Origin of the sequence: Streptomyces coacervatus (genome assembly GCF_029223485.1) — a bacterium.
In the GTDB taxonomy this organism is placed as follows: Bacteria; Actinomycetota; Actinomycetes; order Streptomycetales; family Streptomycetaceae; genus Streptomyces; species Streptomyces coacervatus.
Map to the genome: position 1 here is coordinate 567,113 of NZ_JARHTP010000003.1, position 26,444 is coordinate 593,556.

Consider the following 26,444-nt stretch of genomic DNA (forward strand, 5'->3'; position numbering starts at 1 on the left):
TCAAACGCCGGAGGGGCTGGATTCAGTTCACCGCCCGGAGTGCTGGATTCAGCTCAACGCGTGTACCGCATGAGCGCCCGCACCATGTGGCACGTCATGTCCGACGGCGGATGGATCCCGATCACCTCCGCCGTGCTCCGTATCGTCTCGTTGCGGGCCTGGTTCGGCATGTACACCCCCGAGTCGAGCAGCGCGATGGCGAGCCGCATCGCCTTGAGGCGGCGGTTGTGGGTGACATACCACTCGCGCGGACGGCCCGGCGGCAGCGGACGCTTCTCCACGGGGTCGTACGGCAGGTCGAGCAGGACGGCGCGCTTGGCGGTGGACTGGGTCGGCTTCGGCTTCAGTGCGGCAGCGGGCACAGGCATCCTCCTGTCGCGGTGAGGGAGTCGGAACGGGGGTTTCGGCAACCCCCCAACACCCTCGAACACTTCTTCTAGTGTACCGCCCGGCACTGACAATCGCCCCTGGCCACAAGGCCTTTCGGGGATCCTCAGGGGTACCGTGGGCCACATGGAAATCTGGATCAACCCCGCCTGTTCGAAGTGCCGCAGCGCCATCAGCCTGCTCGACGCCGAGGGCGCCGACTACACCGTCCGCCGCTACCTGGAGGACGTACCGAGCGAGGACGAGATCAGGGCCGTACTCGACCGTCTCGGCCTCGAGCCGTGGGACATCACGCGTACCCAGGAGGCCGCGGCCAAGGAGCTCGGACTGAAGGAGTGGGCGCGGGACGAGTCGGCGCGCGACCAGTGGGTCAAGGCGCTTGCCCAGCACCCCAAGTTGATCCAGCGTCCGATCATCACGGCGGACGACGGCACGGCGGTGGTGGGGCGGTCGGAGGAGACCGTACGAGATGCCCTCTCCCGTTAACACCCGTGTGACGTACGTTACTTCAGTGACTCCTGTAACCGCTGAGTAACCTCGTTCGGTATCTCGTACATAGCGGCGTACGCTCCCCTACCTCTCAGGAGGCGCGCATGTCGCGTAGGAGAAGTCTCGGTACGAAGAAGAAGATCGCGCTGCTGGTGAGCGCGGCGGCGGTGGCGGGAGGCGGGGCCTTCGTCATGGCGAGCACCTCGAACGCCGCGCAGAGTCCGGGGGCCAGGACCCTGTCCGCCGCGGACTCGAACGTCTGCCAGGGGCTCGCCACCGCCCTCGGCAACAACCAGAAGTTCATCGACGGGCAGAAGGCCAACCCCGACGCCCAGTCCGCGGCGCGGATCGCCAACCGCGAGGCGGTCATCGCGCAGATCAAGGTCCAGCAGAAGGCGTCCGGTTGCGCTGTTGGGGAGTCGGCTCAGGACTCCCAGGCGACGCAGCCGGCGCAGAACGGTGCGGGACAGCAGGCGGGGGGCGCGCAGCAGTCCGCGCAGCCCTCGCAGACGGCCTCGGCACCGGCGGGAAACGCGAACGGGAACGCCGGTGGCGCTGCCGCCTCGGGTCAGCAGGTGTGCAACGGCTCCACCGTCACCCTCTCCGGCGAGGGCGGAGCGCCTGCCGCCTCCAGCAACCAGTTCCCGGCGGGGACGACGCTGAAGGTCACCAACCTGGACAACAACAAGTCCACGACGGTGAAGGTGACTTCGGTCTCCGGCAGCTGCGCCCTGCTCAACAACGCGGCCTTCGAACAGGTCCGGGAGCCCGGCAAGTTCCTGATCCGCCATGCACTGATCGAGAAGGTGGGGTGAGGCTCAAGGGCTCAGCAACTCCGTGAGGCGGCGGCCGAGTTCGGGGACCACGTCCACCTGCGCGCGCGACACCAGCGCACTCGCCTTCGCCGCCACCTCGTACGTGTCATGTGTCCTGCTGCTCCCGGCCAGGAGCAGCAGGACCGGCATGTTCAGCTCGCGCAGTGCCTCCGGATCCGGGCGCGGACCGGTCACCGGCTTCGACACGGAGGGGAAGCCGGCGGCCGCCGCCGTAGGAGTGTCCGCCCAGGTGCGCCCCCTCGATGCCGAGGTCGTCCAGGACCGCGTCCAGCCAGGCCACCAGGTCGGCGACCGTACGGGGGTGACGGTCGCCGGCCTCGACACGTCCCCTTCCCGCCGTGGGCGGCACCGACAGCCATGTAGTACTCCGCTCGAGCCGCGCAGCGCCTCGCGCCCTGGGCGGCCACTGCGCAACCCCATCGCATACGAGCCGCCGCACGATCGCCGGTCCGCGGCCGCCGGACGCGTCGACCTGTCGACTTGCTGTGCCCCACCCGCCCTCACACCGTGAATCGCGCCACACGAACGCCAGGTAACGCGGGGTTCACATTTGAGCAATCGACGGGAAATCGCCTGTTGACAGGCTCGCGGGCATCCACCGCGGCGCCCCAGTGCCGCAGCGCCGCAGCACCCGCAAGTGCGTAGACACATCCCCGAAGGAAGTGGCCCGTGACCTTCAAGGCTGAGTACATCTGGATCGACGGCACCCAGCCGACCGCCAAGCTCCGTTCCAAGACGAAGATCCTCGCGGACGACGCCAAGGGTGCCGAGCTGCCGATCTGGGGCTTCGACGGGTCCTCCACGAACCAGGCCGAGGGGCACTCCTCGGACCGTGTCCTCAAGCCGGTCTTCTCCTGCCCGGACCCGATCCGCGGCGGCGACGACCTCCTCGTCCTGTGCGAGGTCCTCAACATCGACATGACGCCGCACGAGTCCAACACCCGTGCCGCGCTGACCGAGGTCGCCGAGAAGTTCGCCGCGCAGGAGCCGATCTTCGGCATCGAGCAGGAGTACACCTTCTTCCAGGACGGCTACCCGCTCGGCTTCCCCAAGGGCGGCTTCCCGGCCCCGCAGGGCGGCTACTACTGCGGTGTCGGCGCCGACGAGATCTTCGGCCGTGACATCGTCGAGGCCCACCTGGAGAACTGCCTCGCCGCCGGTCTCGCCATCTCCGGCATCAACGCCGAGGTCATGCCCGGCCAGTGGGAGTTCCAGGTCGGCCCGGTCTCCCCGCTGGAGGTCTCCGACCACCTGTGGGTGGCCCGCTGGCTGCTCTACCGCACCGCCGAGGACTTCGGCGTCGCCGCGACGCTGGACCCGAAGCCGGTGAAGGGCGACTGGAACGGCGCGGGCGCGCACACCAACTTCTCCACCAAGGCGATGCGCGAGGGCTACGACGCGATCATCACCGCGGCCGAGTCGCTCGGCGAGGGCTCCAAGCCCCTCGACCACGTCAAGAACTACGGCGCCGGCATCGACGACCGCCTGACCGGTCTGCACGAGACCGCCCCGTGGAACGAGTACTCGTACGGTGTCTCCAACCGTGGCGCCTCGGTCCGTATCCCGTGGCAGGTCGAGAAGGACGGCAAGGGCTACATCGAGGACCGCCGTCCGAACGCCAACGTCGACCCGTACGTGGTGACGCGTCTGCTCGTCGACACGTGCTGCTCTGCCCTGGAGAAGGCCGGGCAGGTCTGAGTTTCCGTTCCTCGGAAGGGGCGTTCACCGTTCGCGGTGGGCGCCTTTTTCTTTTGTCTGCGGGCCGGTGGGGGTTGATCGCGCAGTTCCCCGCGCCCCCTGAGGTGTTGCAGGCGACGTCAAATTCATGGCACGGAAGTGTCCACGCAGTGAGAGAAGGCTCCTCGTCAGGGCTTGTGTCTGCTTCAATGAGGTCATGGCCAGCTTCCAGAACCACACCGCGACGGGTCGCCATGACCTTGAGCCGTTCTGGCCTTCCCGTCAGCACCACGACTTCGACCGGGTGTGTTGTCGCGCGATGAACGCGCCGGCCCTCTAAAGCCGTACCCACCCATTCGGCCTTCCGCCGGCGCGAAACGGCGTACGTCCCTCGACGAACCTCTCGCGCGAAAGAGCTGACCTCTCATGGCGAACATTCGTTCTCTGCCCACCGCCACGCTCGACACCCCCTCCCCGAACGGCTCACGCCACCGGCTGCGCGCCGTGGGCCGGGACGAGGTGATCGACGTCTCGGAGTTCCTGCCCCCGGGCGCCACCTGGCTGCCCGCACCCCCGCACACCCTGCCCACGTTGCCGGGACAGCCCCCGATGGTCGGCTATCTCGTCCTCATCCCGGCCGACCGCCCGCACCTCGCCGAGACCCCCGCACCCGACGGCGCCGGCAACCCCCTGGTCCTGATCGACTCCGTGCAGCGCACCGCGGAGGTGGACGGGCGCGAACTCGACCTCACCTACCTGGAGTTCGAGCTGCTCGCCCACCTCGTCGCACACCCGCACCGGGTGCACACCCGCGACCAGCTGGTCACCACGGTGTGGGGGTACGGCCACGTGGGCGACGGCCGCACGGTCGACGTCCACATCGCCCGTCTGCGCCGCAAGCTGGGCGCCGAGCACCGCGGGGCGATCCAGACGGTGCGGCGGGTCGGGTACAAGTACACGCCGCCGACCGGCCGTTGACCGCCGGCACCCGGCTGATCCTCTGCTGACGGCAGATTGCCGTTCCGTCCCGCGGCCCGACCGGGCAGAGTCACCTGCATGAGACTTCTGGTGCTGGGTGGTACGGAGTTCGCGGGACGGGCCGTCGTGGAGGCGGCCCTGGGGCGCGGCTGGGAGGTGACCGTCCTCAACCGGGGGCTGCACCAACTCCCGGACGGTGTACGGGCGTTGCGGGGCGACCGCACCGCGCCCGACGGGCTTGCCGCCCTCGCCGAGGCGGACGGTGACTGGGACGTCGTCGTCGACACCTGGTCGGCGGCGCCGCGGGCCGTGCACGAGTCGGCGCGGCTGCTGCGGGGTCGCGCCGGGCGGTATGTGTACGTGTCGAGCTGCTCCGTGTACGCCTGGCCCTCGCCGGCCGGGTATGACGAGAGCGCCCCGCTGGTCGAGGGCGCCGAGCCGGACGCCGAGGCGACCGACTATGCGCGCGACAAGCGCGGCGCCGAGATCGCCGTCGTGGACGCGTTCGGTACGGAGCGCTCCGTGCTCGTACGGGCCGGGCTGATCCTCGGCCCGTACGAGAACATCGGGCGGTTGCCGTGGTGGCTGGGGCGGATCGCGCGTGGCGGGCCTGTGCTGGCGCCGGGGCCGCGGGAGTTGCCTCTGCAGTACGTCGACGTGCGCGACATGGCCGAGTGGATTCTGGGGGCGGCGGAGCGGGAGTTGAGCGGGCCGTACAACCTGGTCAGTCCGCAGGGGCACGCGACGATGGGCGCGTTGCTCGATGCGTGCGTCGATGTCACCGGTTCGCATGCCGAGCTGCGATGGGTCGACCCCGAGGTGGTTCTCGATGCGGGGATTGCACCGTGGACGCAGTTGCCGGTGTGGGTGCCGGTGGGGAGTGACATGCATGACTCCCTGCACAGTGGGGACGTTTCGCGGGCGGTGGAGACAGGTCTGACCTGCCGGCCTGTCGAGGAGACTGTCGCCGACACCTGGGCGTGGTTGCAGGGCATTGGTGGTACGGCGCCCGTGCGGGCGGGGCGGCCGCCGGTGGGGCTGGATCCGGTGGTGGAGGCGAAGGTGTTGGGGTTGTGATTTGGGTGCGGGTCGGCGGGGGCTTGTCGCGCAGTTCCCCGCGCCCCTGAAAGCTGAAAGCTGCAACCCCCGGGGGTGTATCTGGCACCACCCCCCGACCCGGGGGCTCGGCCCCGTGACCCCCCGTTCCCGCTCGGCCAGACTTCTGCCATGAACACCGACACGAAGAACGGCTCTCTTTCCACGAGGGCCCGGGCCGTCGCTCTGGCGGCGGGGCGGGGGTTCGTGCTGGCCCTGGTGACGCTTCCCGGAGCGGTCCTCTGTTTCACGTTGTCCCTTGTGTCCATCGCCCTCGTCCCGATCGGTGTCGGGGCGCTGACCACGCCGTGGGTGCTGACGGGGGTGCGGGCGTTCGCCGACTGGCGGCGACTGCTCGCGGCGCAGTGGTGCGGGGTGCGGATCCCGTCGGCGTACCGGCCGATACCCGAGGGGGCCAACCCCTGGGCGCGTACGTACGCCCTCCTCCGCGACCCGGCGGTCTGGCGGGATCTGCGGTGGCTGCAGGTGGACATGACCGCGGGGTTCGTCACCGCGTTGCTGCCGGCGGTGCTCTTCTTCTACCCGCTGGAAGGGTTCGCGGTCGCCGCCGGGCTGTGGCGGCCGCTCTCCGACTCCGGCGGGTACTGGTACGGATTTGTGCACGTCACCGACCAGGCCTCCGCGCTCGGCGCCGGTGCTCTGGCCGCCGCCCTCCTCGCCCTGACCCCGCTCGCCCCGCGGCTGCTGACCGCCCACTTCCGGCTCACCCGCGCCGTCCTCGGCGCCAGTCAGGGCGAACTCGCCGAGCGCGTCCGTGTTCTCACCGAGACCCGGCGCGATGCCGTCGACACCTCCGCCGCCGAACTGCGCCGTATCGAGCGGGATCTGCACGACGGGGCGCAGGCCCGGCTGGTGGCGATGGGCATGGATCTGGGCACCATCGAGATGCTCCTCGACAAGGACCCGGCGAAGGCCAAGCAGCTCCTGGCCCGGACCCGGCAGTCCTCCGTCGATGCGCTCGTCGAGCTGCGGGATCTGGTCCGCGGCATCCACCCGCCGGTACTGGCCGAACGCGGGCTCGGCGACGCCGTAAGGGCGTTGGCGCTGAGGCTGCCGCTGCCCACCGAGGTGAACGTCGAGCTGGACGGCCGGGCGGAGGCGCCGGTCGAGTCGGCCGCGTACTTCGCGGTCAGCGAGGTGCTCACCAACGCCGTCAAGCACTCCGGCGCCGACCGCATCTGGATCGACCTGCACCACGGCGAGGGGCGGCTGCGGATCACCGTCACCGACAACGGCAAGGGCGGCGCCGCGATCGGAGCCGGTTCCGGGCTCTCCGGCATCGAGCGGCGACTGGGTACATTCGACGGCGTCCTGGCCGTCAGCAGCCCCGCGGGCGGTCCCACCATGGTCACCATGGAGATTCCTTGCGCGTTGTCCTAGCCGAAGATCTTTTCCTGCTGCGCGACGGACTGGTCCGGCTCCTTGAGGCCTACGACTTCGAGATCGCCGCGGCCGTCGAGTCCGGCCCCGAGCTCGCCCGTGCGCTGGCCGAGCTGGAGCCGGACGTCGCCGTGGTCGACGTACGCCTGCCGCCGACGCACACCGACGAGGGGCTGCAGTGCGCGCTGCAGGCCCGCCGGGACCGGCCCGGGCTTCCGGTGCTGGTGCTCTCGCAGCACGTGGAGCAGCTCTATGCGCGTGAGCTGCTCGCCGACGGGACCGGCGGGGTGGGGTATCTGCTGAAGGACCGGGTGTTCGACGCGGAGCAGTTCGTGGACGCCGTGCGGCGGGTCGCGGGCGGGGGTACGGCCATGGATCCTCAGGTGATCCAGCAGCTGCTGTCCCGGCGGGGCGCCGACGACCGGCCGCTCGGGCGGCTGACGCCCCGTGAGCGGGAGGTGCTGGAGCTGATGGCGCAGGGCCGTTCCAACGCGGCGATCGCCGGGCAGCTGGTGGTCACAGAACGGGCCATTGCCAAGCACACCTCCAACATCTTCACCAAACTGGACCTGGAGGTGTCGGACGATGACAATCGTCGCGTTCTGGCGGTCCTCGCCTATCTGGACCAGGACCGGTAAGCGGTTGCTGATTTTCCGTAACTTGCGCTGCTCAAGCGGCTGTTGAGATCCGCCGGCCGCTCAATCCTCTGATTTGTTTGTGGGGCAGCTGAACACCCCTGGGACCGCGCCCGTATGAGATGGCGCCGCTTCACTCCTGTCGGGCGCCTCGATGCCCCGCCAAGCCCGCAAGGAAGTCAGAGGAGTTCCATGGGACGCAACACACGAAAACGCCGTACGCCGCTGGCCACCAAGGCCATAGCCGCATCGGCGGCCCTAGCGCTCGGTGGGGGCGGGCTGATCTGGGCGAACTTCTACGCCTCGGCGCACGAGTCGAACAACTCGGGGCAGAACCAGACCAAGGCCGCCACCGGTCAGGTCGCCACGATCGCCTGCCCTGACGTGCAGCAGAAGCTGACGAACATTCCGGCCAAGGCCCAGCAGGGTGTGGCGACGGAACTGGCGAACCTCGACAAGCAGATCACCGAGGCCTACGCCCGGCTCGCCTCCACGCGACAGGCGCAGACGCAGGACGCCAACTTCGTGCAGAACGCGATCGTCGGCCCCCTGAAGGAGAAGCGGGCCGCGACCCTCGACCGGATCCGCATCGACATCCAGCGGGTGGGCGGTCAGGCCGACGCGGCCGGGCTGCAGGCCCTCGCCGCCTGTACGACGCAGACCGCCAACCAGACCAACGCCGGTGGCCAGAACAACGGCGGCCAGCAGCAGAACGGCGGTCAGCAGCAGGGCGGTCAGCAGCAGGGCGGCCAGGCCTCTGCCAACCCGAGCGCCAGTGCCAGCGCAGGTGCCGGTCAGAACATCGGCGGTCAGGCCGGCAACGGCCCCGTCGCGGCCGACTTCGTGGACATCACCAAGGTCCAGCCGAACGTCGCCGCGAAGCCGCAGAAGTCCGGCAATGCCTCGACCGGTACCTTCATCACCCGCTGCGGTGTGAACGCGAACAAGAACCACAACACCGACAACGTGATCGTGGCGCCCGGCGTGACCAACGGCGCGCACCACCTGCACGACTACGTCGGCAACCAGAAGGTCGACGCGTTCGCCAACAACAACACGCTGATCGCGGACCAGACCAGCTGCCAGAACCAGAGCGACCTGTCGGCCTACTACTGGCCGGTGGTGCGTATCCAGGACGGCACGCAGGACTTCGACCAGAACGCGGCCGGCGGTGGCACCGAGGGCAACGTCGGCAAGATCCTGACGCCGGTCCAGGCCCAGATCAAGTACGTCGGCTCGCCCACCAGCAAGGTCACGGCGATGCCGCAGTTCCTGCGCATCATCACCGGTGACGCCAAGACCACCACCAACGGTCTGGCGAACGCCAACGCGCACTGGTCCTGCACCGGCTTCGAGAACAAGGTCCAGCTGACGACGCAGTACCCGATCTGCCCGCAGGGCAGCAACGTGGTCCGCACGTTCGCCTTCCAGTCCTGCTGGGACGGAACGAACATCGACAGCGCCAACCACCGTACGCACGTCGCGTTCGCCGACGCCGCCGGCAACTGCGCCAACGGCTTCAAGGCCATCCCGCAGCTGACGATGCGCCTGGTGTACAAGATCACCCCGCCGGTCCTGCAGAACGGCCAGGTGAAGAACGCCTACGCGGTGGACGGCTTCCCGGAGCAGCTCCACAAGGCAGCCACCGACCACGACGACTTCATCGCGGTCTTCAAGAACAACCTGGCGACCAAGATCGCCAACTGCATCAACAACGGGCAGCGTTGCCAGTGACGAGCCCCTAGAGAAGCGGGCGGTGGGAATCTCCCACCGCCCGCTTTTCGTATGCCTCGCGAAGCTCAGCCGCTGTGCCCGCTGTGCGCACTGTGGTTGGTGCCGATCTCCTCGTCACCGCCCAGCGTGGTCTGCAGCGCCTTGACCACCTTGTCGTCGCCGACGGCGACCCACTTGCGGCCGACGAGGTAGAAACCGCCGTAGTCCTTGGCGTCGTTGATCCACTCGCGCTGGCCGCGGTCGGTGGCGAAGGTGGCGAAGACGTACTTGCCGTCGGAGGTCTTGCAGATGGCCTGGCGGACCTCGTCGGAGTCGATCTGCATGTCCGGCTTGCACTTCACCTTGGCGGCCAGGCTCTCCAGGCTGCCGGTGGCGGCGGCGGGGATCTTGGCGGCCGCATCACTGTCTGCGGATCCACAGCCCGCCAGCGCCAGGACCGCCGCGGCTCCGGCCATGGCGAGCATCGGTCGGGTCAACCTCATCTGTTCCTCGTTCCTCCGGGTCGCTTCTGCTGGCCCTTGGGCCCGTCCCCTTCCATACGGCTGTCGATGCCGACTGGCTCAACGGCTGGAATTCCGACGGCTCAAAATTACGGCTGTCTCCCGTGTAACGCGTGTGCCAGGGTGGTCCAGTGAATCAAGACTGGGAAGATCGTGTGACCGCCGCCTGGGCCACCCTCGACGACTACGCGGAGGAAAATGCGGCCGATTTCCGGGCCGTGATCGACTCCCTGGCCGCCGAGCTGCCCGACGGCAGCCCCCTCGGCCTGTTCGAGCAGGCCTCCGCCTGGGACTCGACCGGTCACTCGGACAAGGCCGAGCCGCTGTACCGGGAGGCGCTGGACCGCGGGCTGAGCGAGGTCAGCCAGTACAAGGGCCGCAGGGCCAAGATCCAGATGTCGAGTTCGCTGCGGAACATCGGCCGGGCCGAGGAGGGCGTCAAGCTGCTGACACCCGAGCTGGACGCGCCCTCCGACGAGTTGGACGACGCGGTACGGGCGTGTCTGGCGCTGTGCCTGTCCAGCCTCGGCCGGGACCGCGAGGGGCTGTCCCTGGTGCTCGGCGCCCTGGCACCCCATCTCCCCCGCTACCAGCGCTCGATGGGGAACTACGCGCGGGCGCTGGTCGAGCCCCAGGGGTAAGTCGCGCAGGTGGCGGTGACTATCCGACGATTCGCTCGTTTTGCTGAACGTGCAGTCACAGGATGTCGCCCCGCGCCCCGCACCGTCCCCTTCCGACTTGGCCGTAGACGTCGAACAGGCCGAGGCCGCGCTCGTCGAGCACTACCCGCGGCTGGTCAGGATCGCCTACCTGGTGCTGCCGCCGAGCCTCGGCCGCAACCGGCGCGTGGTGACCGCACACGCCCTCACCCAGCGCGCCCTGCCCAGGGGCCGGACGCAGGCGCCCGCGATCCCGGCCCGCTCGACGGGCCGTGACGGCGACCCCGGTTACGCCTTCGTCCGCCTCCAGGTGCTGCGTACGGCCCTGGAGGCGGGCCTGCCGCTGAAGCGCACGGCGCTCCCCAAGCGGTCCCAGCTGCCGCCGCTGCTCCCCCAGGTCTGGGGCCTGCGCCTCTTCCCGCGCTCGGGCGGCGCCGACGAACTCGCCCTGGACCAGCGCCTGTCCGCCCTGTCCGGCCCCGCCCGCGCCGCCTACGTCCTGCGCGGCCTGGAGAAACTCCCCGACGGCGACGTATGCAAAGTGCTGACCGCCGCCGGCTGCGAGGAGCCGCAGGAAGCGCTCCAGGAGGCCGACGACCTCCCGGAGCAGTACGCGCTGCTCGACTCCCCGGAGTTCGACCCCTGCTCGCTGCACGCGCGGCCCACCGACCTGATGCGGCGCAGACAGCACACCAAGGCCGCGCTCGCGGCCGCCGCGGCGGTCGCTGTGTGCGGGGTGCTGCTCGGTCTGCCCGGCGGCGGCTGGGGCCCCGACGGCGCGGCCGCTCCCGCATATGCGCAGAACCCGGCCGCCGAAGCCGCCCTCGACCCGGCCAAGCTGCTGCGGGTCGCCCCCACCGCCTGGGAGGCCGCCGCGCGCAGCGACTTCTCCGTCTGGCCGGCCCGCGGCGACCTCACCGGCGACAAGGCCCTGCTGCACCGCGCCCTCGCCGTCTGGGCCCGCCCCGGCGAGAGCGTCCAGGTCTCCGCCACCCCGGGCACCCCCTCCGGCGGCCCGTCCGGCCCGCCCCAGCTCCTTTATGCGGGGACCGTCGACAGCGCACGCGTGGTGCTGCTCTACGACGGTCTGCGCATCGCCCGCTACGCCGAGCCGACCAACAGCACAAAGGGCGCCGCCCTCGACTTCGCGCGGGTCGACGGCGCCGACCGGTCCGAGGCGAGCGCGCTGGTCCTGGACCGGGCCGACGGCAACGTCCGCTATCTGACGGCCCCCTGGGTGACGCAGGCCGCCGAGCGCGACCTGCTCAAGCCGGGCACCGGCACGACGGCCCTCGCCCTGACCGACGGCGTCACCGCACCACTGGCCAGCCCCGCCGCCCAGCCCGGCGACTGCACGTCATGGAAGGTGCTCCAGCTGACGGACCCGACCGGCACCCGCCTGAGCACCGACCTCGGCGAGCTCATCCCCGCCCACCTCACCACGGGACTCCCCGGCGCCACCCGCGAGGTCCTGGGCCGGCAGGCGCTGCACACCTGGGCGCCGTACGCCTGCTCGCTGGCCTCGATGCGCTCGGCGGGCGTGCGCACGGTCAACGCCTGGGCGTACGGCCGTCAGCCGCTGCCCGACGGCAGCGGTTCGGCGGACTGGCTGTGCACGCGGGCCGACACCTGGCGGGGCGGCGGGACGCGGGTACTGGCGCAGTTCCACACGCCGGGCGGGACATACGGGGCGGTCGCGGCGAAGGCGGAGAACGTGCCGACCTGCGGGCCGAAGGACCCGCATGTGCTGGCCGGGGTGCTGTGGAAGTCGGAGGCGGGGAACTGGTTCCTGCTCGCCGCCGGAAGCCAGGGAACGTCGTCGGTCGGTACGACTGGAGAGGTCAGCGCCTCCGCCCCGGGCAGCCTGCTGGCCGTACGGACCAAGCAGGGGGTGCGGGCCGAGCTGAAGGGGACCCTGGAGGACGGTAGGCCCATCAGCGGGCTGCGCTAGCTGACGTGGGCGTCAACAAGTGACTGCAGGAGGGTTTCCCTCGGACTTACCCGTCAGTACATTGACACCATGTCTAACACGCAGGCCTCGGAGCGGGTCGCCCTCAAGGCGCGGAAGGTGTCCTTCTCGTGGGAGGAGACACCGCTGCACTGGGTGCCTGGGGATCCGTTCACCACGCACACCATCAATGTGCTGCATCTGCTGCTGCCCGCCGGTGAGCGGTGGTTCGTGCACGTCTACAAGCAGGTGCTGCCGTACATCCGGGACGACCGGCTGCGCGAGGACGTCATCGGGTTCATCGGGCAGGAGGCGATGCACTCGCAGGCCCACGACGAGGTCCTGCCGCACCTCAGGGAGCTCGGGCTCGATCCGACGCCGTACACCGCGCAGGTCGACTGGTTCTTCGAGAAGCTGCTCGGCGACCGGACGCTGCCGCCCGGCCGGGCGCGCAGGTGGTGGCTGATGGAGCGGGTCGCGATCATCGCGGCGATCGAGCACTACACCGCGTTCCTCGGCAACTGGGTCCTCAATGCCGGGGAGTTGGACCGGCGCGGCGCCGACCCGACCATGCTGGACCTGCTGCGCTGGCACGGTGCCGAGGAGGTCGAGCACCGGTCCGTCGCCTTCGACCTGTTCATGCACGTCGACGGCAGCTACCGGCGGCGCGTGCGCACCTGGGCCACGGCGTTCGCCGCGATCGTGTTCCTGTGGCAGCGCGGGGCGCGCTTCTTCATGGAGAACGATCCGACACTGATCGACGGCAAGGCGAGCTTCAAGGACCTCTACGTGCGCGGCAGGCGAGGCACCCTGCCGACGACCGGCGACATGATCAAGTCCATCCCGCGGTATCTGAGCCACTCCTACCACCCCTCCCAGGAGGGCTCCACCGAGCAGGCCGTCGCCTATCTCGCCTCCTCCCCCGCGGCGATCGCGGCCCTCGCGGCGGAGAAGGGAGCCGCGTGATGCCGAAGCTGCGCACGGTCGTGGTCGTCGCGGGCGCCGCGATGCTGGTCAGGCGGGCGATGCGGCATCGCATCCAGGCCTCGCCGCTGTGGCCGATCCCCGCCCTGGAGAACCCGACCTCCGGGCGGCCCCGGTCGCGGGCGCTCAGGCTGCTGGTCGCCTCGCGCGAGACGGTCGCCGACGGCGTCGTACAACTGCGCCTGGAGGGAAGGGACTTGCCGCGCTGGGAGCCCGGGGCGCATCTCGATCTCGTGCTGCCTTCGGGGCTGGTGCGGCAGTACTCGCTGTGCGGCGACCCGGAGGACACCTCGTCTTACACCGTCGCCACGCGGCTGATCGAGGACGGGCGGGGCGGCTCGCGCGAGGTGCACGAGCAGGTGGCGGAGGGGATGGAGCTGGAGGTGCGCGGGCCGCGGAACCGATTCCCGCTGGTCGACGCCCCTTCGTATGTCTTCGTCGTCGGCGGCATCGGGATCACTCCCGTACTGCCGATGCTGCGGGCGCTTCCCGGCGGCACGCCGTGGCGGCTGGTGTACGGCGGGCGGACGCGGGCGTCGATGCCGTTCCTGGAGGAGATCGAGAAGCTGGGCGGGGACAGGGTGACCGTCGTCGCCGAGGACGAGGACGGACTGCCCGATCTCGACGGGCTGTTGGCGGACACGGCCGAGGGCGCCGCCGTGTACTGCTGCGGACCGGAGGGGCTCATCGCTGCGATGGAGGCCCGGTTCCCACAGGTCCGCCTCGAACGGTTCACACCTCATACGTCGGCCGACGGCAACGGCGCCTTCGAGGTCGAACTCCGCCGCAGCGGACGGACGTTGACCGTGCCGGCCGACTCGACCGTGCTGGCCGCCGTGCGCGCCGAACTGCCGAACACCGCCTACTCCTGCGAGCAGGGCTTCTGCGGAACCTGCCAACAGCGGATCTTGGAAGGCGAGGTGGAGCACCGGGACGAGTTGCTGACGGATGCCGAGCGCGCCGACTCGATGTTGATCTGCGTTTCGCGGGCACGAAGTGAGCGTCTCGTGCTGGATATGTGAACACCCGTGGCCGGTCCGGTCCGTTGTGGTCCGGATCCGATCGGTAAGGTGTTCGCATGACTACCGGGGTACGCCGCAGAATGGGAGTCGAAGAGCGGCGGCAGCAGTTGATCGGCGTCGCCCTCGAACTGTTCAGCCAGCGCTCTCCCGACGACGTCTCCATCGACGAGATAGCCTCCGCCGCGGGCATCTCCCGCCCGTTGGTGTACCACTACTTCCCCGGCAAACTCAGCCTCTACGAGGCCGCGTTGAGGCGTGCGGCGGACGACCTGGCGGGCCGGTTCAAGGAACCGCAGGACGGTCCGCTGGGCGCACGGCTGCTGCGGGCGATGCGCCGCTTCTTCGACTTCGTGGACGACCACGGGCCGGGTTTCTCCGCCCTGATGCGCGGCGGCCCGGCCGTAGGCTCCTCTGCAACCAACGCGCTCATCGACTCCGTACGCCAGGCCGCGTACGAACAAATCCTGTCGCATCTGGGCGTCCAGGATCCGCCCGCGCGACTGGAACTGGTCGTACGCTCCTGGATCTCCCTCGCCGAGTCCACCGCACTGATCTGGCTGGACGGCCGCCGCATCCCACGCGCCGAACTGGAGTCCCAACTCGTACACGACTTCGCCGCCCTGGCAGCGGTGAGCGCGGCCTACGACGAGGAGATGGGCACCCTGATCCGCCGCATGCTCAAGGACGAACCACCGGACGGGCCTTTCGCGGACCTGGTCTCCCGCCTACTCGCCCTGGCCTCCTAAACCGGCGGTTCGGGCAGCGCCCCAAAGGGGCGCGGGGAACTGCGCGACCAGCCACAACGGCGCCGCAGACGATCGACAACCCATCGCGGCTCCCCCAGCGGAGCGCTCAGCGCTCGAACTTCCGGTACGACGCATCAAGGTCCCGCACCTCGGCGGAAGCGTGCAGCACCGCATGGCCGTCGTCCTCGACGTGCTTCCGCAGCAGCTCAAGGACGGTCTCGGTGAGCTTCGCCTTCGTCTCCTCGGTGCGGCCGACGAGCAGTCCGATCATGACGTGCACCACGGCGTGCCCGTGGTCCGCCGGGTCCTCGTAGCCGAACGCGGTGACCTCGGACGCGCGGAACTGCGTCTTGCACGCCTCCGGCTTGGCCGCCGCGATCTCGACGAGCGCGGTGTGCAGGTCGTGGGCGAAGCCCTCCCGGTCGAAGCTGATCGACTTCGAGTGGTCGACGGTGATCTGCGGCATGGGCACTCCTGTTCCAGAACGGCAGCGACGGGAGCAGCCTAATTCCTCAGCTGGAGGGCGAGCATCGCGATGTCGTCCTCGCGGTCGTGACCGAAGCAGGCCAGGAGGGTGTCGCACAGGGCGTCCAGACCGGGCAGCGCGCCGACGGCCGCCGAGCGGAGCTGCTCCATCGAGAGGCTCAGGTCCGTGCCCCGGGTCTCGATGAGGCCGTCGGTGACCATGAGGAGCCGGTCGCCGGGTTCCAGGAACAGCTCGGTGGGCGGCGGGTGGGGCAGGCCGAGGCCGAGCAACGGGCCGTCGGCCTTGGCGTACTCGGCGTCGTCTGTGCTGCGCAGGATCAGCGGCGGTATGTGGCCCGCGTTGGCGATCCGGGTGCGTCCGGTCTCGGGGTCGATCAGGACCAGGCAGACGGTGGCCGTGACCTCGGGGTGGTAGTGCTGCAGCATCCGGTCGAGGCGCTCGGCGAGCACGGCCGGATCGTTCTCCTCCACGCAGTAGGCGCGCAGCGCATGCCGGATCTCGACCATGACGGTGGCCGCCTCCAGCGAGTGCCCGACGACGTCGCCGACCGCGGTGAGCACGCCCTCCGCGGTGCGCAGGGCGGCGTAGAAGTCGCCGCCGATCTCGGTCTCCCGGGACGCGGGCACATAGCGGACGCCGACATCGATACCGGGCAGTTCGGGCAGCCGGTGCGGCTGCGGCAGGAAGCTGTGCTGGAGGGTGAGGGCAACATGCCGCTCGACCTGGTACATCAGCAGCGGCTCGGCGGCGAGCGCGGTGGCCTGCGCCAGCTGGGCCACCAGGGTCTCCTCCTCGGGATTCACCCGGCGCACCCCGCGCGTGGGCGTGGCCAGACACACCGGGGCCTGGCCGTCCTGGGTGAGGACCAGCGCCAGCCGCGCGTCGTGCTGGACGCCGGGCCGGAAGAACCCGGCGGGCCACAGCGGCGCGGGCACCGTGGTGATCTGCACCCCGGCCTGCCCGCGGGTGAGCCGCCGCAGCAGACCGGCCACGGTGCGGTGGGCGCCCGCGTCCGGCAGGGCGAGGGAGGTGCGGTCCCGGGAGATGCCGCGGTACAGCTCGTCGTCCGGACCGAGGACGAACACGGCGGCGGGACCGCCGATGAGCCGCGAGGTGCCGTCGGCGGCCGCGTCGGCGAGTTCCTGCAGGGAGCGCGCCGACTGAATGGTGACGATCGCCTGCGACAGCAGAGTCAGCCGCCGTACCAGCGCCTGGTCGTCGGCGCGCAGCCGGGCGGTGCGCACCGCGGCCCGGATCACCGCCTCGATCTCCTCGGGCTCGGCAGGCACCGTCAGATAGGTCTCGGCGCCCGCGTCCAGCCCCTGGCAGCGGTCGCCCGGGGCGACGGCGGCGGCCGAGAAGTGCACCACGGGCAGGCCCGCCATGTGCGGCCGCTCCTTGAGCCGCCGGCACAGCTCGAAGCCGCTCATGTCCGGCAGGTCGACGTCGACGAGGGCCACGTCGGGCAGGATGCCCTTGCGCAGCCGTACGTCGAGTTCGACGAGCGCCTCCCCGCCGCTGGCGACCGGTACGACCTGGTGTCCGGCCCGGCGCAGCACGGTGCCCATGGCGTACCGGCTGGCCGCCACGTCGTCCACGACCAGCACGGTCGTGTCTGTCAGCTTGCCGTGGAGGTCCATCTTTCAGCCCTTGGACAACGCTGGTGGGGCAGACCGCGGTTCGCGGTCTGCCCCACCAAAGTAATGCCCCTATCAGGAGATCCGGGAGAATATGGCGACACTGCGTCCCGGAACGGCGAACGTGCCCGATTCCCGCTCATAGGAAGAGGACTTGACGATAGGGTCGGCGCCCTTCGCCTGCACCGGGTGCAGGCGGTAGCCGGTCCCGGCCAGGGAGTCGACGTGCTGCTCCTGCCTGCTCGGCGTCGCGTTGAAGACGACGACGAGATCACCGAGTTCCATGGTGATCACGCCGGGCGTCTCGTCCTTCCCGGACAGCGGGAAGGAGAGCTTCGACTGCACCTGGTCGGTCGTGCCGAGGGAGAACGCCTTCTCGGTCGTACGGATCTTCAGCAGGTCCTGGTATGCGGCCGAGGCGCCCTCGATCTGCGGGCAGCCCACCTTCACCGTGCTCAACAGGGGCTTTGCGTATGACCACTTGGACTGGTTGTCGGCTGCCATCGGCAGTCCCCGCCCGAAGCCGTTGCCGTCCGTGCAGTTCCAGTGGATGGCGTTGAACCAGTCGCCGCTGTCGAACGAGTTGCGGTCCAGGGACTTGGAACGCAGCAGGTCGGTGCCCGCCTGGGAGAGGGACGGTCCCTGCGAGAGGGTGGCCGTCGCCATCGCGAGGACCTGCATCCGGGCCCGGTCGGCCGCACTCGTCGAGGCAGGCAGCTTGTAGGTGAGGGCGTCGAACAGTGACTCGTTGTCGTGCGCATCGGCGTAGGCGACGGCGTCGCCGGGGGCGTCCGCGTAACCGGCCGGCTGGCCGTTGTAGTCCACCTCCGCGCCGGTGACCGCCTTGCCGTCGGTGTCGGTGAAGCGGTACTTGGCGAGGTTGCCGGACAGCCCGACCTTGATCAGGTCCTGGTAGTGCAGCAGACGGGCCTTCTGCTCGGCCGAAGTCCCGTTGGCCGTCGACGAGTTAGGGTCGGTGTACAGCCCGGACGCGAAGCCCTGGATGCCGGGGTCCGAGTCGAAGGGGCTGCCCCCGCGCACCGCGTCCCGCGCCCGGTCGGAGAAGGTCGCGATCCCCGTCCCCGCCATGTTCTTCTGCGTGGCCTGCACAAAGCGGGCGTCGTCGGCGACCTCGCCGAAGTTCCAGCCCTCGCCGTACATGATGATCTTCTTGCCGTCGACGCCGTCCTTCGCGAGGGTCAGCGCGTCGAGGGCCTTGCGGACCGCGAGGATGTTGGCCTTCGGCTGGTGTCCCATGAGGTCGAAGCGGAACCCGTCGACCTTGTACTCCTTGGCCCAGGTGACCACGGAGTCGACGACGAGCTTGCCCATCATGGAGTTCTCGGTGGCCGTGTTGGCACAGCAGGTGCTGTTGGCGACCGAGCCGTCGGCGAGCAGCCGCTGGTAGTAACCGGGCACGATCTGGTCGAGGACGCTGGTGTCCGCCTCGCCGCTGGCCGCCGTGTGGTTGTAGACGACGTCCATGACGACCCGCAGACCGTCCTCGTTCAGCCCCTTCACCATCCTGCGGAACTCGACCGTACGGCCCGTCCCGTCCGGGTCGGTCGCGTACGAGCCCTCGGGGACCGTGTAGTGGAACGGGTCGTAGCCCCAGTTGTAGGCGTCCTTCGCAGCGATCTTCGCGACGCACTCCTGCTGCTTGTCGGAGTCGGCCGCGTAGGAAGCGAGATCGCAGTCCGTCGTCGCCTGGTCCGCCTTCTTCTCGGGGACGGTCGCGAAGTCGAAGGCGGGCAGCAGATGGACGTACGACGTCCCCGACTTCGCCAGCTCGCGCAGGTGCTTCGAGCCGTCGCTGTTCTTGTCGGTGAAGGCGAGATAGGTGCCCTGGTCCTTGGCCGGCACGGTCTTGTCCGCGACGGAGAAGTCCCGGATGTGCAGCTCCTGGATCTGGGCGTCCTTCAGCGGTACGGCCTTGGGCTTGACGAGGCTCGACCAGCCGCTCGGCGCCAGGGACCTGTCGTCCAGGTCGACGACGAGGCTCCGCTCGGAGTTCGCGGTGAGGGCGACCGAGTAGGGGTCGGTGACCTTGTTGGTGACGACCTTGCGGACGCTCGGCGCCCACACCTTGACGACGTATCGGTAGGCCTTGCCCTTCCAGGACCCCGGGCCGGTGACGGACCACACGCCGGTGGAGTCGTCGCGCTTCATCTTCTTCAGCGAGCCGTCGAGCTCCAGTGACACGCTCTGTGCGGTCGGCGCCCAAACGGCAAGCGTGGCACGGCCGTTGTGGAAGGTCGGCCCCAGCTCGGCCTTGGTGGCGTTCGCGTACAGGTCGTCGAGTACGCCGGCGATCTGGACGCCGGTCGCCGCCAGTACGGCGCCGTTCGCGGCCCTCTGGGAGGCCACGATCTGGCCGTCGAGCGCGTCACGCACCCGGTCGCGGTCGCGCGGGTCGACGGACCAGGCCGTGTAGTCCTTCAGATGCGGGAACCTGGCCTTCTGGGCGTCGGTGAGGGTGGTCTTCTCCAGCCGCAGCCAGCGCTCGTCGTCGCTGGTCAGCGCACCGTCCTTCACGGCGATCGAGCCGTCGTGGGAGTACAGCAGCTGGGTGGAGGCGGCGGCGTCGGAGCCGTTGAAGGCGACGGTGTCGCGGTCGATCCAGATCGCCTTGGAGGTGGTCAGGTCCAGGGCCGCGGCGGAACCCGCCGGCTGGGGCAGCAGGTACTTCTCCTGGCCGTTCAACAGCCACACCTCATAGCCGCCCGCCTTGAGGTCCAGCGACTGGTCGGCCGGGAGGTCCTTCTCGTCGCCCTTGTGGATGATGTAACTGAGGCTGGTGGCACCGTCGTTGAGCGGCACCTCGAAGACCGCACCATAGGCGTCAGTCTTCACCGGCTTCAGCGGGTTCGACCAGTCGGTGGGGTTCGCGGCGCCGGTCCAGACGTGCAGTCCCCAGCCGTCGTAGTTCCCGTCCGTACGGTGGTAGTGGATGACCGCCTTGGTCTTGTCCTGCGCCGGGTAGTCGGGCCGTGTGGTCTGTACGGCCTCCTTGCCCTGTTCGATCCAGACCTCGCCGGTCTTGGTGACGTCGATCGTGCGGTCGGCGGAGACGTCCTTCTTGCCGTCCTTGTCGACGACCAGGAAGCCGACGCTGGAGGCGCCGGGCTTCAGCTTGACGTAGGCGAAGGCGCCGTACGCGTCCCGTCCGATGAACGGGTGCCCGGCCGGCCAGGTGGTGGACTCGCCGTCGGCGAGGTCGCCCCAGGCGTACAGGCCCCAGTTGTCGTAGTCGCCGTCGGTGCGCTTGTAGTGGACGATCGCGTAGTCGCGGGAGGAGGCGGTGGGGGTCTCCTCGGCGGGCGGGGTGCCGGTGGTGCTCTGTGCGGTCGCGCTTGACGTGCGTCCGGCGGAATCGATGACAACTGCCTTGTAGCGCAGGGCAGTTCCGGCCGGTACGTCCTTGCCGATGGCCTGGGTGACCTTGTAGGGGGCGTGGTCGGCGGAGCCGAGCGTCTTCCACTTGCCGTTGCCGGTCTGCGCGGCGAAGACGACACGGTTGAGCCGGCCGCCGTCGACGTCGGCGGAGATCTCCACCGTGCCGGTGGCGCCGGTGGCCGGGGCCTTGAGCGAGAGGGTCGGCTTCGCCGTCGGCTCGGCGAGCTTGCCGGCCGCCTTGAGGACGACGGCGGACCCGGCGGGGACGGTGACGGTGACCTTCTTGTCGGTGTCGGAGGTGACGTCGGCCGAAGTTCCGTAGATCCCGCGGAACTTCATGTTCGCGGAGCCGGTCGCGAAGCTGGCTGTCTTCTCGTCGCCGGCGTTGTTGAAGACGACGACGTACTCCTGGCCCGTCCTGGCGTCGGTGCGGGAGAAGGCGTAGATACCGGAGCCGTCGGCCGCGTACCGCTGCGTCTGCACGCCGTCCGTGAGCGCGGGGTTGTCCTTGCGGAGCTTGCTGAGCGCGGCGATCTGCTCATACAGGGGCGCGCTCGTGTCGTACGAGTCGCTCGCATGCGTACGGTCGGTGCCGATCTCGTCGTCGTCGAGATAGTCGGCGACCTTCGAGGCGAACATCGTCTGGCGGGCGTCCTTGTCGCCGCCGGAGCCGGTGAAGCCCTGCTCGTCGCCGTAGTAGACGACCGGGTTGCCGCGGCTGAGGAACATCAGCTCGTTGGCGAGCCTGTCCTTGGCCAGCAGCTCGGCGTCCGTGGCCTTCGGGTTGTCCTGCTTCAGGAAGTACCCGATGCGGCCCATGTCGTGGTTGCCGGTGAAGGTGACCTGCTCGTAGGCGTTGGCCTTGTCGGTCGTGTACTTGTAGTCGTCGCCGAAGAGCGCCGCCAGCTTCTGTGCGCTGCCGCCCTGGGAGGCGTAGGTGCGGGCCGCGTCCTGGAAGGGGAAGTCGAGGGTGGCGTCCAGGCGGCCCTGGGTGACGTACGGCGAGGTGATGGACGTGTCGGCGGAGTAGACCTCGCCGAACATGAAGAAGTTCTTGCGCCCCTGCTTGGCCGCGTATGCGTCGAGCGCGGTCGCCCACTGGGTCCAGAAGTCCATGTCGACGTGTTTCACGGTGTCGATCCGGAAGCCGTCGATGCCGAAGTCGCGCACCCAGCGCTCGTAGATCTTCTCCATGCCCTGCACGACCTCGGGACGCTCGGTCCACAGGTCGTCGAGGCCGCCGAAGTCGCCGTAGGTGGCGTTCTCACCGGCGAAGGTGGAGTCACCGCGGTTGTGGTACATCGTCGGGTCGTTGAGCCAGGAGGGGACCTTGGCGTTCTTGTCCGCGGCGGCGACGGTCGGCGTGCGGGGGAAGGAGCCGGAGTCGACGGCGGGGAACTTCTTGCTGCCGTCCGCGTAGTCGGCGTCGTCGAAGGGCCGGCCGTCCTTGGTCAGGTACGGGAAGGCGCCCTTGGAGAGGTAGTCGTACGACTTCTCCTTGTAGTCGACGACATCGGCGGTGTGGTTGGTGATGACGTCGAAGAAGACCTTCATGCCCTTGGCGTGCGCCTTGGAGATGAGGGTTTCCAGGTCCTTGTTGGTCCCGAAGTGCGGGTCGACCTGGGTGAAGTCGGTGATCCAGTAGCCGTGGTAGCCGGCCGAGGCATTGCTGCCCGTCCCCTGCACGGGACGGTTCTTGAAGATCGGGGCCATCCAGATGGCCGTGGTGCCCAGGCCCTTGATGTAGTCGAGCCTGCCGGTCAGGCCCTTGAGGTCGCCGCCCTGGTAGAAGCCCTTGTCGGTGGGGTCGTAGCCGGTGCTGAGCCGCGAACCGGTCAGCCCTCCCTTGTCATTGGAGGTGTCGCCATTGGCGAAACGGTCCGGCATGACGAAGTAGAACTGCTCGCGGGTGTCGTCGTGCCGGGCGGGCTCGGCGGCGAGCCTGGCGTCGGAGGGCGGCGGAGGCGGGGAGTCCGCATGGGCTGCGAGTGGCTGGATCAGGGCTGCGGCGAGGGCGGCCACGGCGACGGCCGCGACCCGTCTGACGTATATCACCGGTGTGAACTCCTAGCGACAGCGGCTCTCTTGGGTCCGACCCCGCGTGACCGTACCGCTGACGCAAGGTTTACAGCAAGAGTCTTGAAACCCACAGCAAGAACTTTCAACGCCAACCTTGACGCGCCTTCTCAACTCCCCCACTCTCACCACTGGTTGAAACTCAAACACCCTTCATCGGAGCCGCACATGACCAGACACCGCCCCCCGGGTGTCTTCCGGCGCACGGCCAGTGCCGCGGCCGCCGGCGCGCTGGCACTCGCCGGCGCGATAGCCCTGCCCGCCACGACCGCCCACGCGGACACGTCCGCCAAGGGCGACGTGATCGCCAACCTCTGGGAATGGAACTGGGACTCCATCGCCTCGGAGTGCACAAACGTCCTGGGCCCGGCGGGCTACGGCGCCATCCAGGTGGCCCCGCCCGCCGAGTCCCTCAAGCAGTCCAACTACTACTGGTGGGACGTCTACCAGCCGTACTCCTACGACCTGAACAGCCGCTTCGGTACGGCGGCCAAGTTCGCGTCGATGATCACCGCCTGCCACAACGCCGGCGTCAAGGTCTACACGGACGCGGTGATCAACCACACCGCCGCCCAGACCGGCACCGGCTACAACGGCACGACGATCACCAGCAAGTACGACACCCCCGAGTGGGACCGCTCCGACTACCACGACTCCTCGGACTGCCCCACCTCCGACCTGACCATCCAGGACTACTCGAACCTCACCCAGGTCCAGAACTGCGAACTCCTGGGCCTGCCCGACCTGAAGACCGGCACGGACCACGTCCGCACAGGCCTCGCCGACTACCTCAACTCCCAGCTGGCGCTGGGAGTTGACGGCTTCCGCGTGGACGCGGCCAAGCACATCCCCGAGACCGACCTCGCGACGATCGAGTCCAAGCTGACGAACACCACGTCGGGGAAGGCGCCGTACGTCTTCCAGGAGATCTACCCCGGCTCGACCCCACAGCCGTCGGACTACTACTCCTCCGGCGACGTCCTGGACTTCACATACGCGAGCAAGTTGAAGTCGGCGTTCCAGGGGAACGTGAGCGACCTGTCCTCCCTGGAGAGCAGCGGCATCCTGCCGGCCGCCAACTCGGTGTCCTTCGTGACCAACCACGACACCGAGCGCAACGGCCTGCACATGTCGTACAAGGACGGCGACACGTACAAGCTCGCCAACCTCTTCCAGCTCGCCTACAAGTGGTCGACGCCGACGGTCTACGCCAGCTGGGAGTGGACCCAGAGCGACCAGGCGCCGCCGAACTCGTCCGGCTTCGTCACGAACACCGACTGCTCCAGCGGCTCCTGGTACTGCCTGGACCGCGACACCGGAGTCGTCGGCATGGTGGCCTGGCACAACGCGGTGGACACGGCGGCGGTCTCCAACTGGCAGACCAAGTCGTCGAGCGTGATCGGGTTCGGGCGCTCGGGTGCGGGCTTCTTCGCGCTCAACAACGGCTCCTCGTCGGCGACTTACAGCTTCACGACGGGCATGGCCGACGGAACGTACGCCAATGTCATCGACGGCGGCGCGACCAAGGTGACCGTGTCGAGCGGCAGCGCTTCGATCACCATCCCCGCGAAGAGCGCGGTCGCCTTCTACAACGCGTCGTACACCTGCACGGTGGGCTGCGATGACACGGGCGGCGGCTCGACGGGCTCGACGGTGAGCGCGACCTTCAACGAGTACGCGTCGACGACGAGCGGTACGAATGTGTACGTGGCGGGGTCCATCTCGGCGCTGGGCGGCTGGGACACGTCGAAGGCGATCCAGCTTTCGTCGTCCGGGTACCCGATCTGGTCCGGTGAGGTCGGCGTGCCGACGAACACGTCCTTCACCTACAAATACATAAAGAAGGATTCGTCCGGGAACGTCACCTGGGAGTCGAACGCCAACAGGTCGGCCGCGACCATGACTTCGGCGCTCTCACTGAACAACTCCTGGAATGTGGCCGACGCCGACGCCACCGACGTCACCTTCAACGAATACGCGACGACCGACTACGGCACCAACGTCTACGTCGTCGGCTCCATCGCCTCCCTCGGCTCCTGGAACACGAGCGACGCGATCCCGCTGTCGTCGGAGTCGTACCCGACGTGGAGCAAGCTGGTGATCGTCCCGAAGAGCACGGCCTTCACTTACAAGTACATCAAGAAGGACAGCTCCGGGACCGTGACCTGGGAGTCCGGGACGAACCGCTCGTACACGACGGGCAGTTCGTCCGGGTACTCCACGAGTGACACCTGGAAGTAAGTGAGCGTGATCGGGCTCTATCGCCTGACGGTGTAGGTGACCAGAGACCGAGCCGGAACCGTGGCGGTCAGCGATCCTCCGCTGACCGCCACGGTCGGCTGTTGCGCCGTACTGTGCGTGCCGTCCGTCAGGTACGGGGTCGCCGTCCCGTTGGTGATCCCCGTGTTCTGCAGGCTGAAGGTGACCGGGTTGGCGCTGGTGGACGCGTTCAGCGCTACGACGGTGACTGTCCCGTCGGTGCCGCGGAATGCCGACAGCTTGAGGTTCGAGTCGCCGGTCGTGGCGCCGATGCGGGTGGCTCCCGGGCGGATGAAGCGGCTGTAGTTGGCCATCGCCCACAGGCGCTTCGAGACGTGGTAGCTGTCGCCGTCCATCTGGATCAGGCCGCGGGTGGCGCCCGTCGAGGCGCCGTACCAGTACACATACCCGCTGGTGTTGCCCATGGTGAGGGCGTCGTTGATCGCGGAGGCGACGGTGAAGCCGTCGTAGCCGCTGCCGTCGTCCCAGTTCTCGTTCCAGGTGGTGCCGTTGGGGGACCACTCGGACATCCAGGTGCGCTTCGAGGTCGGCAGTGGCCCGTCGACAGCGCTCGCGTAGGTGTGGCCGGTGTGCGTGGCGACGTAGTTCCGCGCCGTCGCGTCGGCCTCGATCGCGCTGCTGTAGCTCTTCTGCTGGTCCCAGCCGAAGGAGTCGCAGCAAGTGACCTTGTATCCGGCGGCGTGCGCGATCGGGCCGAACACCTTGGTGAACTCGACGGCCTGGGCCGGGGTCAGCCGCATGGAGTCGTACGTCGCCGTCCAGTCGGGCTCGTTGGTGAAGCCGATGTCGGTGATGCCGATGCCCTCCTGGCCGTAGAACCTGGCGTACTGGACAAGGAAGTCGGCGTACGCCTTCCTCCAGTCGCCGCTCGCGCACGCGGCTCCCGACAGGCCGCACAGCGTGCCGCCGTTCGCGTCCGTGCCGTTGGTCTTCATGTAGCCCGGCGCGGTCCACGCGTCCGCGTAGAAGCGGTTCACGCCATACGACCTGGCCTGCCTGGCCAGCCAGGCCTGGCCCTTGTCGTAACCGTCCCAGGTGTATTTCGGGGTGGCGTTCGGGCCGCCGGGATCGGTCGGCTGGATGCCGGAGTCGATGCCGAGTCGGAGGATGCTCAGCCCCGCGCCGGTGGTGCGGTTGAACAGCAGGTCGAGGATCTCGCGCTGGTGCCCGGCCGATAAGCCCTGGGAGCCGTTCATGATGGCGGCCCGGCCGAAGTGCTCGGAGATGCCGAAGCCGTCGATCGGCTGGTATGTGGTGGAGCCGTTGATGGTGGCCGTGGTGGCGGCGTAGGCGTCCGGGGCGCCCACCGCGGTGAGGCCGGCGGCTGTCAGCAGGGCGGCCACGGAGGTCAACGCCCACTTTCTGAGTCTGCGCTGCATGGTGCTCCCTTCACAGGAACGCACGGAGACGGATGAGAGACATATGGGAGCGCTCCCATAGACAGCAGGGAACGTAGGACGACACTCTGCGAGCGTCA

At 69.0% G+C, this 26,444-nt stretch carries 21 protein-coding genes; 14 read left to right on the plus strand and 7 right to left on the minus strand.

What is annotated here, in order from left to right; translation table 11 throughout:
- Positions 1-53 precede the first annotated feature (53 nt).
- Positions 54-362, minus strand: coding sequence for a hypothetical protein (locus P2Q00_RS10135; protein WP_275771612.1), 309 nt, complete (start codon positions 360-362; stop codon positions 54-56).
- Between the two features lie 151 nt (positions 363-513).
- On the opposite strand from P2Q00_RS10135, the gene P2Q00_RS10140 reads away from it, so the two are divergent.
- Together P2Q00_RS10140 and P2Q00_RS10145 are read left to right on the plus strand one after the other, a co-directional pair.
- Complete coding sequence (locus P2Q00_RS10140) at positions 514-873, plus strand: arsenate reductase family protein (protein ID WP_275771614.1); 360 nt, start codon at positions 514-516, stop codon at positions 871-873.
- A 107-nt stretch (positions 874-980) separates the two neighbouring features.
- Positions 981-1,691 (plus strand): SCO2207 family protein, encoded by a 711-nt coding sequence (locus P2Q00_RS10145; RefSeq protein WP_275771615.1) that lies wholly within the window; start codon positions 981-983, stop codon positions 1,689-1,691.
- Positions 1,692-1,694: 3 nt separating this feature from the next.
- Here the strand turns inward: P2Q00_RS10145 and P2Q00_RS10150 are convergent, their stop codons facing one another.
- Positions 1,695-2,036: a hypothetical protein gene (locus tag P2Q00_RS10150; protein ID WP_425579527.1), complete on the minus strand. Its 342-nt coding sequence runs from the start codon at positions 2,034-2,036 to the stop codon at positions 1,695-1,697.
- Between the two features lie 345 nt (positions 2,037-2,381).
- On the opposite strand from P2Q00_RS10150, the gene glnII reads away from it, so the two are divergent.
- From glnII to P2Q00_RS10185, 6 genes are all read left to right on the plus strand, one after another.
- A complete protein-coding gene (gene glnII / locus P2Q00_RS10155; RefSeq protein ID WP_275771617.1) occupies positions 2,382-3,410 on the plus strand; it encodes a glutamine synthetase in 1,029 nt (342 codons plus the stop codon).
- A gap of 405 nt (positions 3,411-3,815) precedes the next feature.
- Positions 3,816-4,367, plus strand: coding sequence for a winged helix-turn-helix domain-containing protein (locus P2Q00_RS10165; protein WP_275771621.1), 552 nt, complete (start codon positions 3,816-3,818; stop codon positions 4,365-4,367).
- 78 nt (positions 4,368-4,445) lie between these two features.
- Positions 4,446-5,444 carry an SDR family oxidoreductase gene (locus tag P2Q00_RS10170; RefSeq protein WP_275771622.1) on the plus strand — a complete coding sequence of 333 codons (999 nt, stop codon included), beginning with the start codon at positions 4,446-4,448 and terminating at the stop codon, positions 5,442-5,444.
- 150 nt (positions 5,445-5,594) lie between these two features.
- Positions 5,595-6,863 carry a sensor histidine kinase gene (locus P2Q00_RS10175; protein ID WP_275771624.1) on the plus strand — a complete coding sequence of 423 codons (1,269 nt, stop codon included), beginning with the start codon at positions 5,595-5,597 and terminating at the stop codon, positions 6,861-6,863.
- Positions 6,848-7,501 (plus strand): LuxR C-terminal-related transcriptional regulator, encoded by a 654-nt coding sequence (locus P2Q00_RS10180; RefSeq protein WP_275771626.1) that lies wholly within the window; start codon positions 6,848-6,850, stop codon positions 7,499-7,501. The genes P2Q00_RS10175 and P2Q00_RS10180 overlap by 16 nt, the downstream gene beginning before the upstream one ends.
- A gap of 189 nt (positions 7,502-7,690) precedes the next feature.
- Positions 7,691-9,232, plus strand: coding sequence for a DUF1996 domain-containing protein (locus tag P2Q00_RS10185; protein WP_275771627.1), 1,542 nt, complete (start codon positions 7,691-7,693; stop codon positions 9,230-9,232).
- Positions 9,233-9,297: 65 nt separating this feature from the next.
- Here P2Q00_RS10185 and P2Q00_RS10190 read toward each other — a convergent pair whose 3' ends face one another.
- A complete protein-coding gene (locus tag P2Q00_RS10190) occupies positions 9,298-9,714 on the minus strand; it encodes a hypothetical protein (RefSeq protein WP_275771629.1) in 417 nt (138 codons plus the stop codon).
- A 131-nt stretch (positions 9,715-9,845) separates the two neighbouring features.
- Between P2Q00_RS10190 and P2Q00_RS10195 the strand changes: the two genes are divergently transcribed.
- From P2Q00_RS10195 to P2Q00_RS10215, 5 genes are all read left to right on the plus strand, one after another.
- On the plus strand, positions 9,846-10,373 hold the full coding sequence (locus P2Q00_RS10195; RefSeq protein WP_275771630.1) for a tetratricopeptide repeat protein: 528 nt from the start codon (positions 9,846-9,848) through the stop codon (positions 10,371-10,373).
- Positions 10,374-10,422: 49 nt separating this feature from the next.
- A complete protein-coding gene (locus P2Q00_RS10200; protein WP_275771633.1) occupies positions 10,423-12,342 on the plus strand; it encodes a hypothetical protein in 1,920 nt (639 codons plus the stop codon).
- Between the two features lie 69 nt (positions 12,343-12,411).
- On the plus strand, positions 12,412-13,305 hold the full coding sequence (locus tag P2Q00_RS10205) for a metal-dependent hydrolase (RefSeq protein ID WP_275771634.1): 894 nt from the start codon (positions 12,412-12,414) through the stop codon (positions 13,303-13,305).
- On the plus strand, positions 13,305-14,345 hold the full coding sequence (locus P2Q00_RS10210) for a PDR/VanB family oxidoreductase (RefSeq protein WP_275771635.1): 1,041 nt from the start codon (positions 13,305-13,307) through the stop codon (positions 14,343-14,345). The genes P2Q00_RS10205 and P2Q00_RS10210 overlap by 1 nt, the downstream gene beginning before the upstream one ends.
- A gap of 56 nt (positions 14,346-14,401) precedes the next feature.
- The gene (locus P2Q00_RS10215; protein ID WP_275771637.1) at positions 14,402-15,091 is read left to right on the plus strand and encodes a TetR/AcrR family transcriptional regulator; all 690 of its coding nucleotides are present in this window, start codon (positions 14,402-14,404) and stop codon (positions 15,089-15,091) included.
- A gap of 106 nt (positions 15,092-15,197) precedes the next feature.
- Here P2Q00_RS10215 and P2Q00_RS10220 read toward each other — a convergent pair whose 3' ends face one another.
- The 3 genes from P2Q00_RS10220 to pulA all read right to left on the minus strand — a co-directional run bounded on the left by P2Q00_RS10220 (position 15,198) and on the right by pulA (position 22,666).
- Positions 15,198-15,557, minus strand: coding sequence for a 5-carboxymethyl-2-hydroxymuconate Delta-isomerase (locus tag P2Q00_RS10220; protein ID WP_275771638.1), 360 nt, complete (start codon positions 15,555-15,557; stop codon positions 15,198-15,200).
- A gap of 38 nt (positions 15,558-15,595) precedes the next feature.
- Entirely contained in the window at positions 15,596-17,218 is a 1,623-nt protein-coding gene (locus P2Q00_RS10225) for a fused response regulator/phosphatase (RefSeq protein ID WP_275771639.1), read from the minus strand.
- Between the two features lie 72 nt (positions 17,219-17,290).
- Positions 17,291-22,666, minus strand: coding sequence for a pullulanase-type alpha-1,6-glucosidase (gene pulA / locus P2Q00_RS10230; RefSeq protein WP_275771640.1), 5,376 nt, complete (start codon positions 22,664-22,666; stop codon positions 17,291-17,293).
- A 189-nt stretch (positions 22,667-22,855) separates the two neighbouring features.
- Between pulA and P2Q00_RS10235 the strand changes: the two genes are divergently transcribed.
- A complete protein-coding gene (locus P2Q00_RS10235) occupies positions 22,856-24,928 on the plus strand; it encodes a carbohydrate-binding module family 20 domain-containing protein (RefSeq protein ID WP_275771642.1) in 2,073 nt (690 codons plus the stop codon).
- A 17-nt stretch (positions 24,929-24,945) separates the two neighbouring features.
- Here the strand turns inward: P2Q00_RS10235 and P2Q00_RS10240 are convergent, their stop codons facing one another.
- On the minus strand, positions 24,946-26,346 hold the full coding sequence (locus tag P2Q00_RS10240; protein WP_275771643.1) for a glycoside hydrolase family 30 protein: 1,401 nt from the start codon (positions 26,344-26,346) through the stop codon (positions 24,946-24,948).
- Positions 26,347-26,444: the final 98 nt, after the last annotated feature.

Coding starts and splice junctions, on each gene's coding strand:
- P2Q00_RS10140 (WP_275771614.1), top strand. CDS start 514: ATGGAAATCTGGATCAACCCCGCCTGTTCGAAGTGCCGCAGCGCCATC.
- P2Q00_RS10145 (WP_275771615.1), top strand. CDS start 981: ATGTCGCGTAGGAGAAGTCTCGGTACGAAGAAGAAGATCGCGCTGCTG.
- P2Q00_RS10165 (WP_275771621.1), top strand. CDS start 3,816: ATGGCGAACATTCGTTCTCTGCCCACCGCCACGCTCGACACCCCCTCC.
- P2Q00_RS10170 (WP_275771622.1), top strand. CDS start 4,446: ATGAGACTTCTGGTGCTGGGTGGTACGGAGTTCGCGGGACGGGCCGTC.
- P2Q00_RS10175 (WP_275771624.1), top strand. CDS start 5,595: ATGAACACCGACACGAAGAACGGCTCTCTTTCCACGAGGGCCCGGGCC.
- P2Q00_RS10185 (WP_275771627.1), top strand. CDS start 7,691: ATGGGACGCAACACACGAAAACGCCGTACGCCGCTGGCCACCAAGGCC.
- P2Q00_RS10190 (WP_275771629.1), bottom strand. CDS start 9,714: ATGAGGTTGACCCGACCGATGCTCGCCATGGCCGGAGCCGCGGCGGTC.
- P2Q00_RS10205 (WP_275771634.1), top strand. CDS start 12,412: ATGTCTAACACGCAGGCCTCGGAGCGGGTCGCCCTCAAGGCGCGGAAG.
- P2Q00_RS10210 (WP_275771635.1), top strand. CDS start 13,305: ATGCCGAAGCTGCGCACGGTCGTGGTCGTCGCGGGCGCCGCGATGCTG.
- P2Q00_RS10215 (WP_275771637.1), top strand. CDS start 14,402: ATGACTACCGGGGTACGCCGCAGAATGGGAGTCGAAGAGCGGCGGCAG.
- P2Q00_RS10220 (WP_275771638.1), bottom strand. CDS start 15,557: ATGCCGCAGATCACCGTCGACCACTCGAAGTCGATCAGCTTCGACCGG.
- P2Q00_RS10225 (WP_275771639.1), bottom strand. CDS start 17,218: ATGGACCTCCACGGCAAGCTGACAGACACGACCGTGCTGGTCGTGGAC.
- P2Q00_RS10235 (WP_275771642.1), top strand. CDS start 22,856: ATGACCAGACACCGCCCCCCGGGTGTCTTCCGGCGCACGGCCAGTGCC.
- P2Q00_RS10240 (WP_275771643.1), bottom strand. CDS start 26,346: ATGCAGCGCAGACTCAGAAAGTGGGCGTTGACCTCCGTGGCCGCCCTG.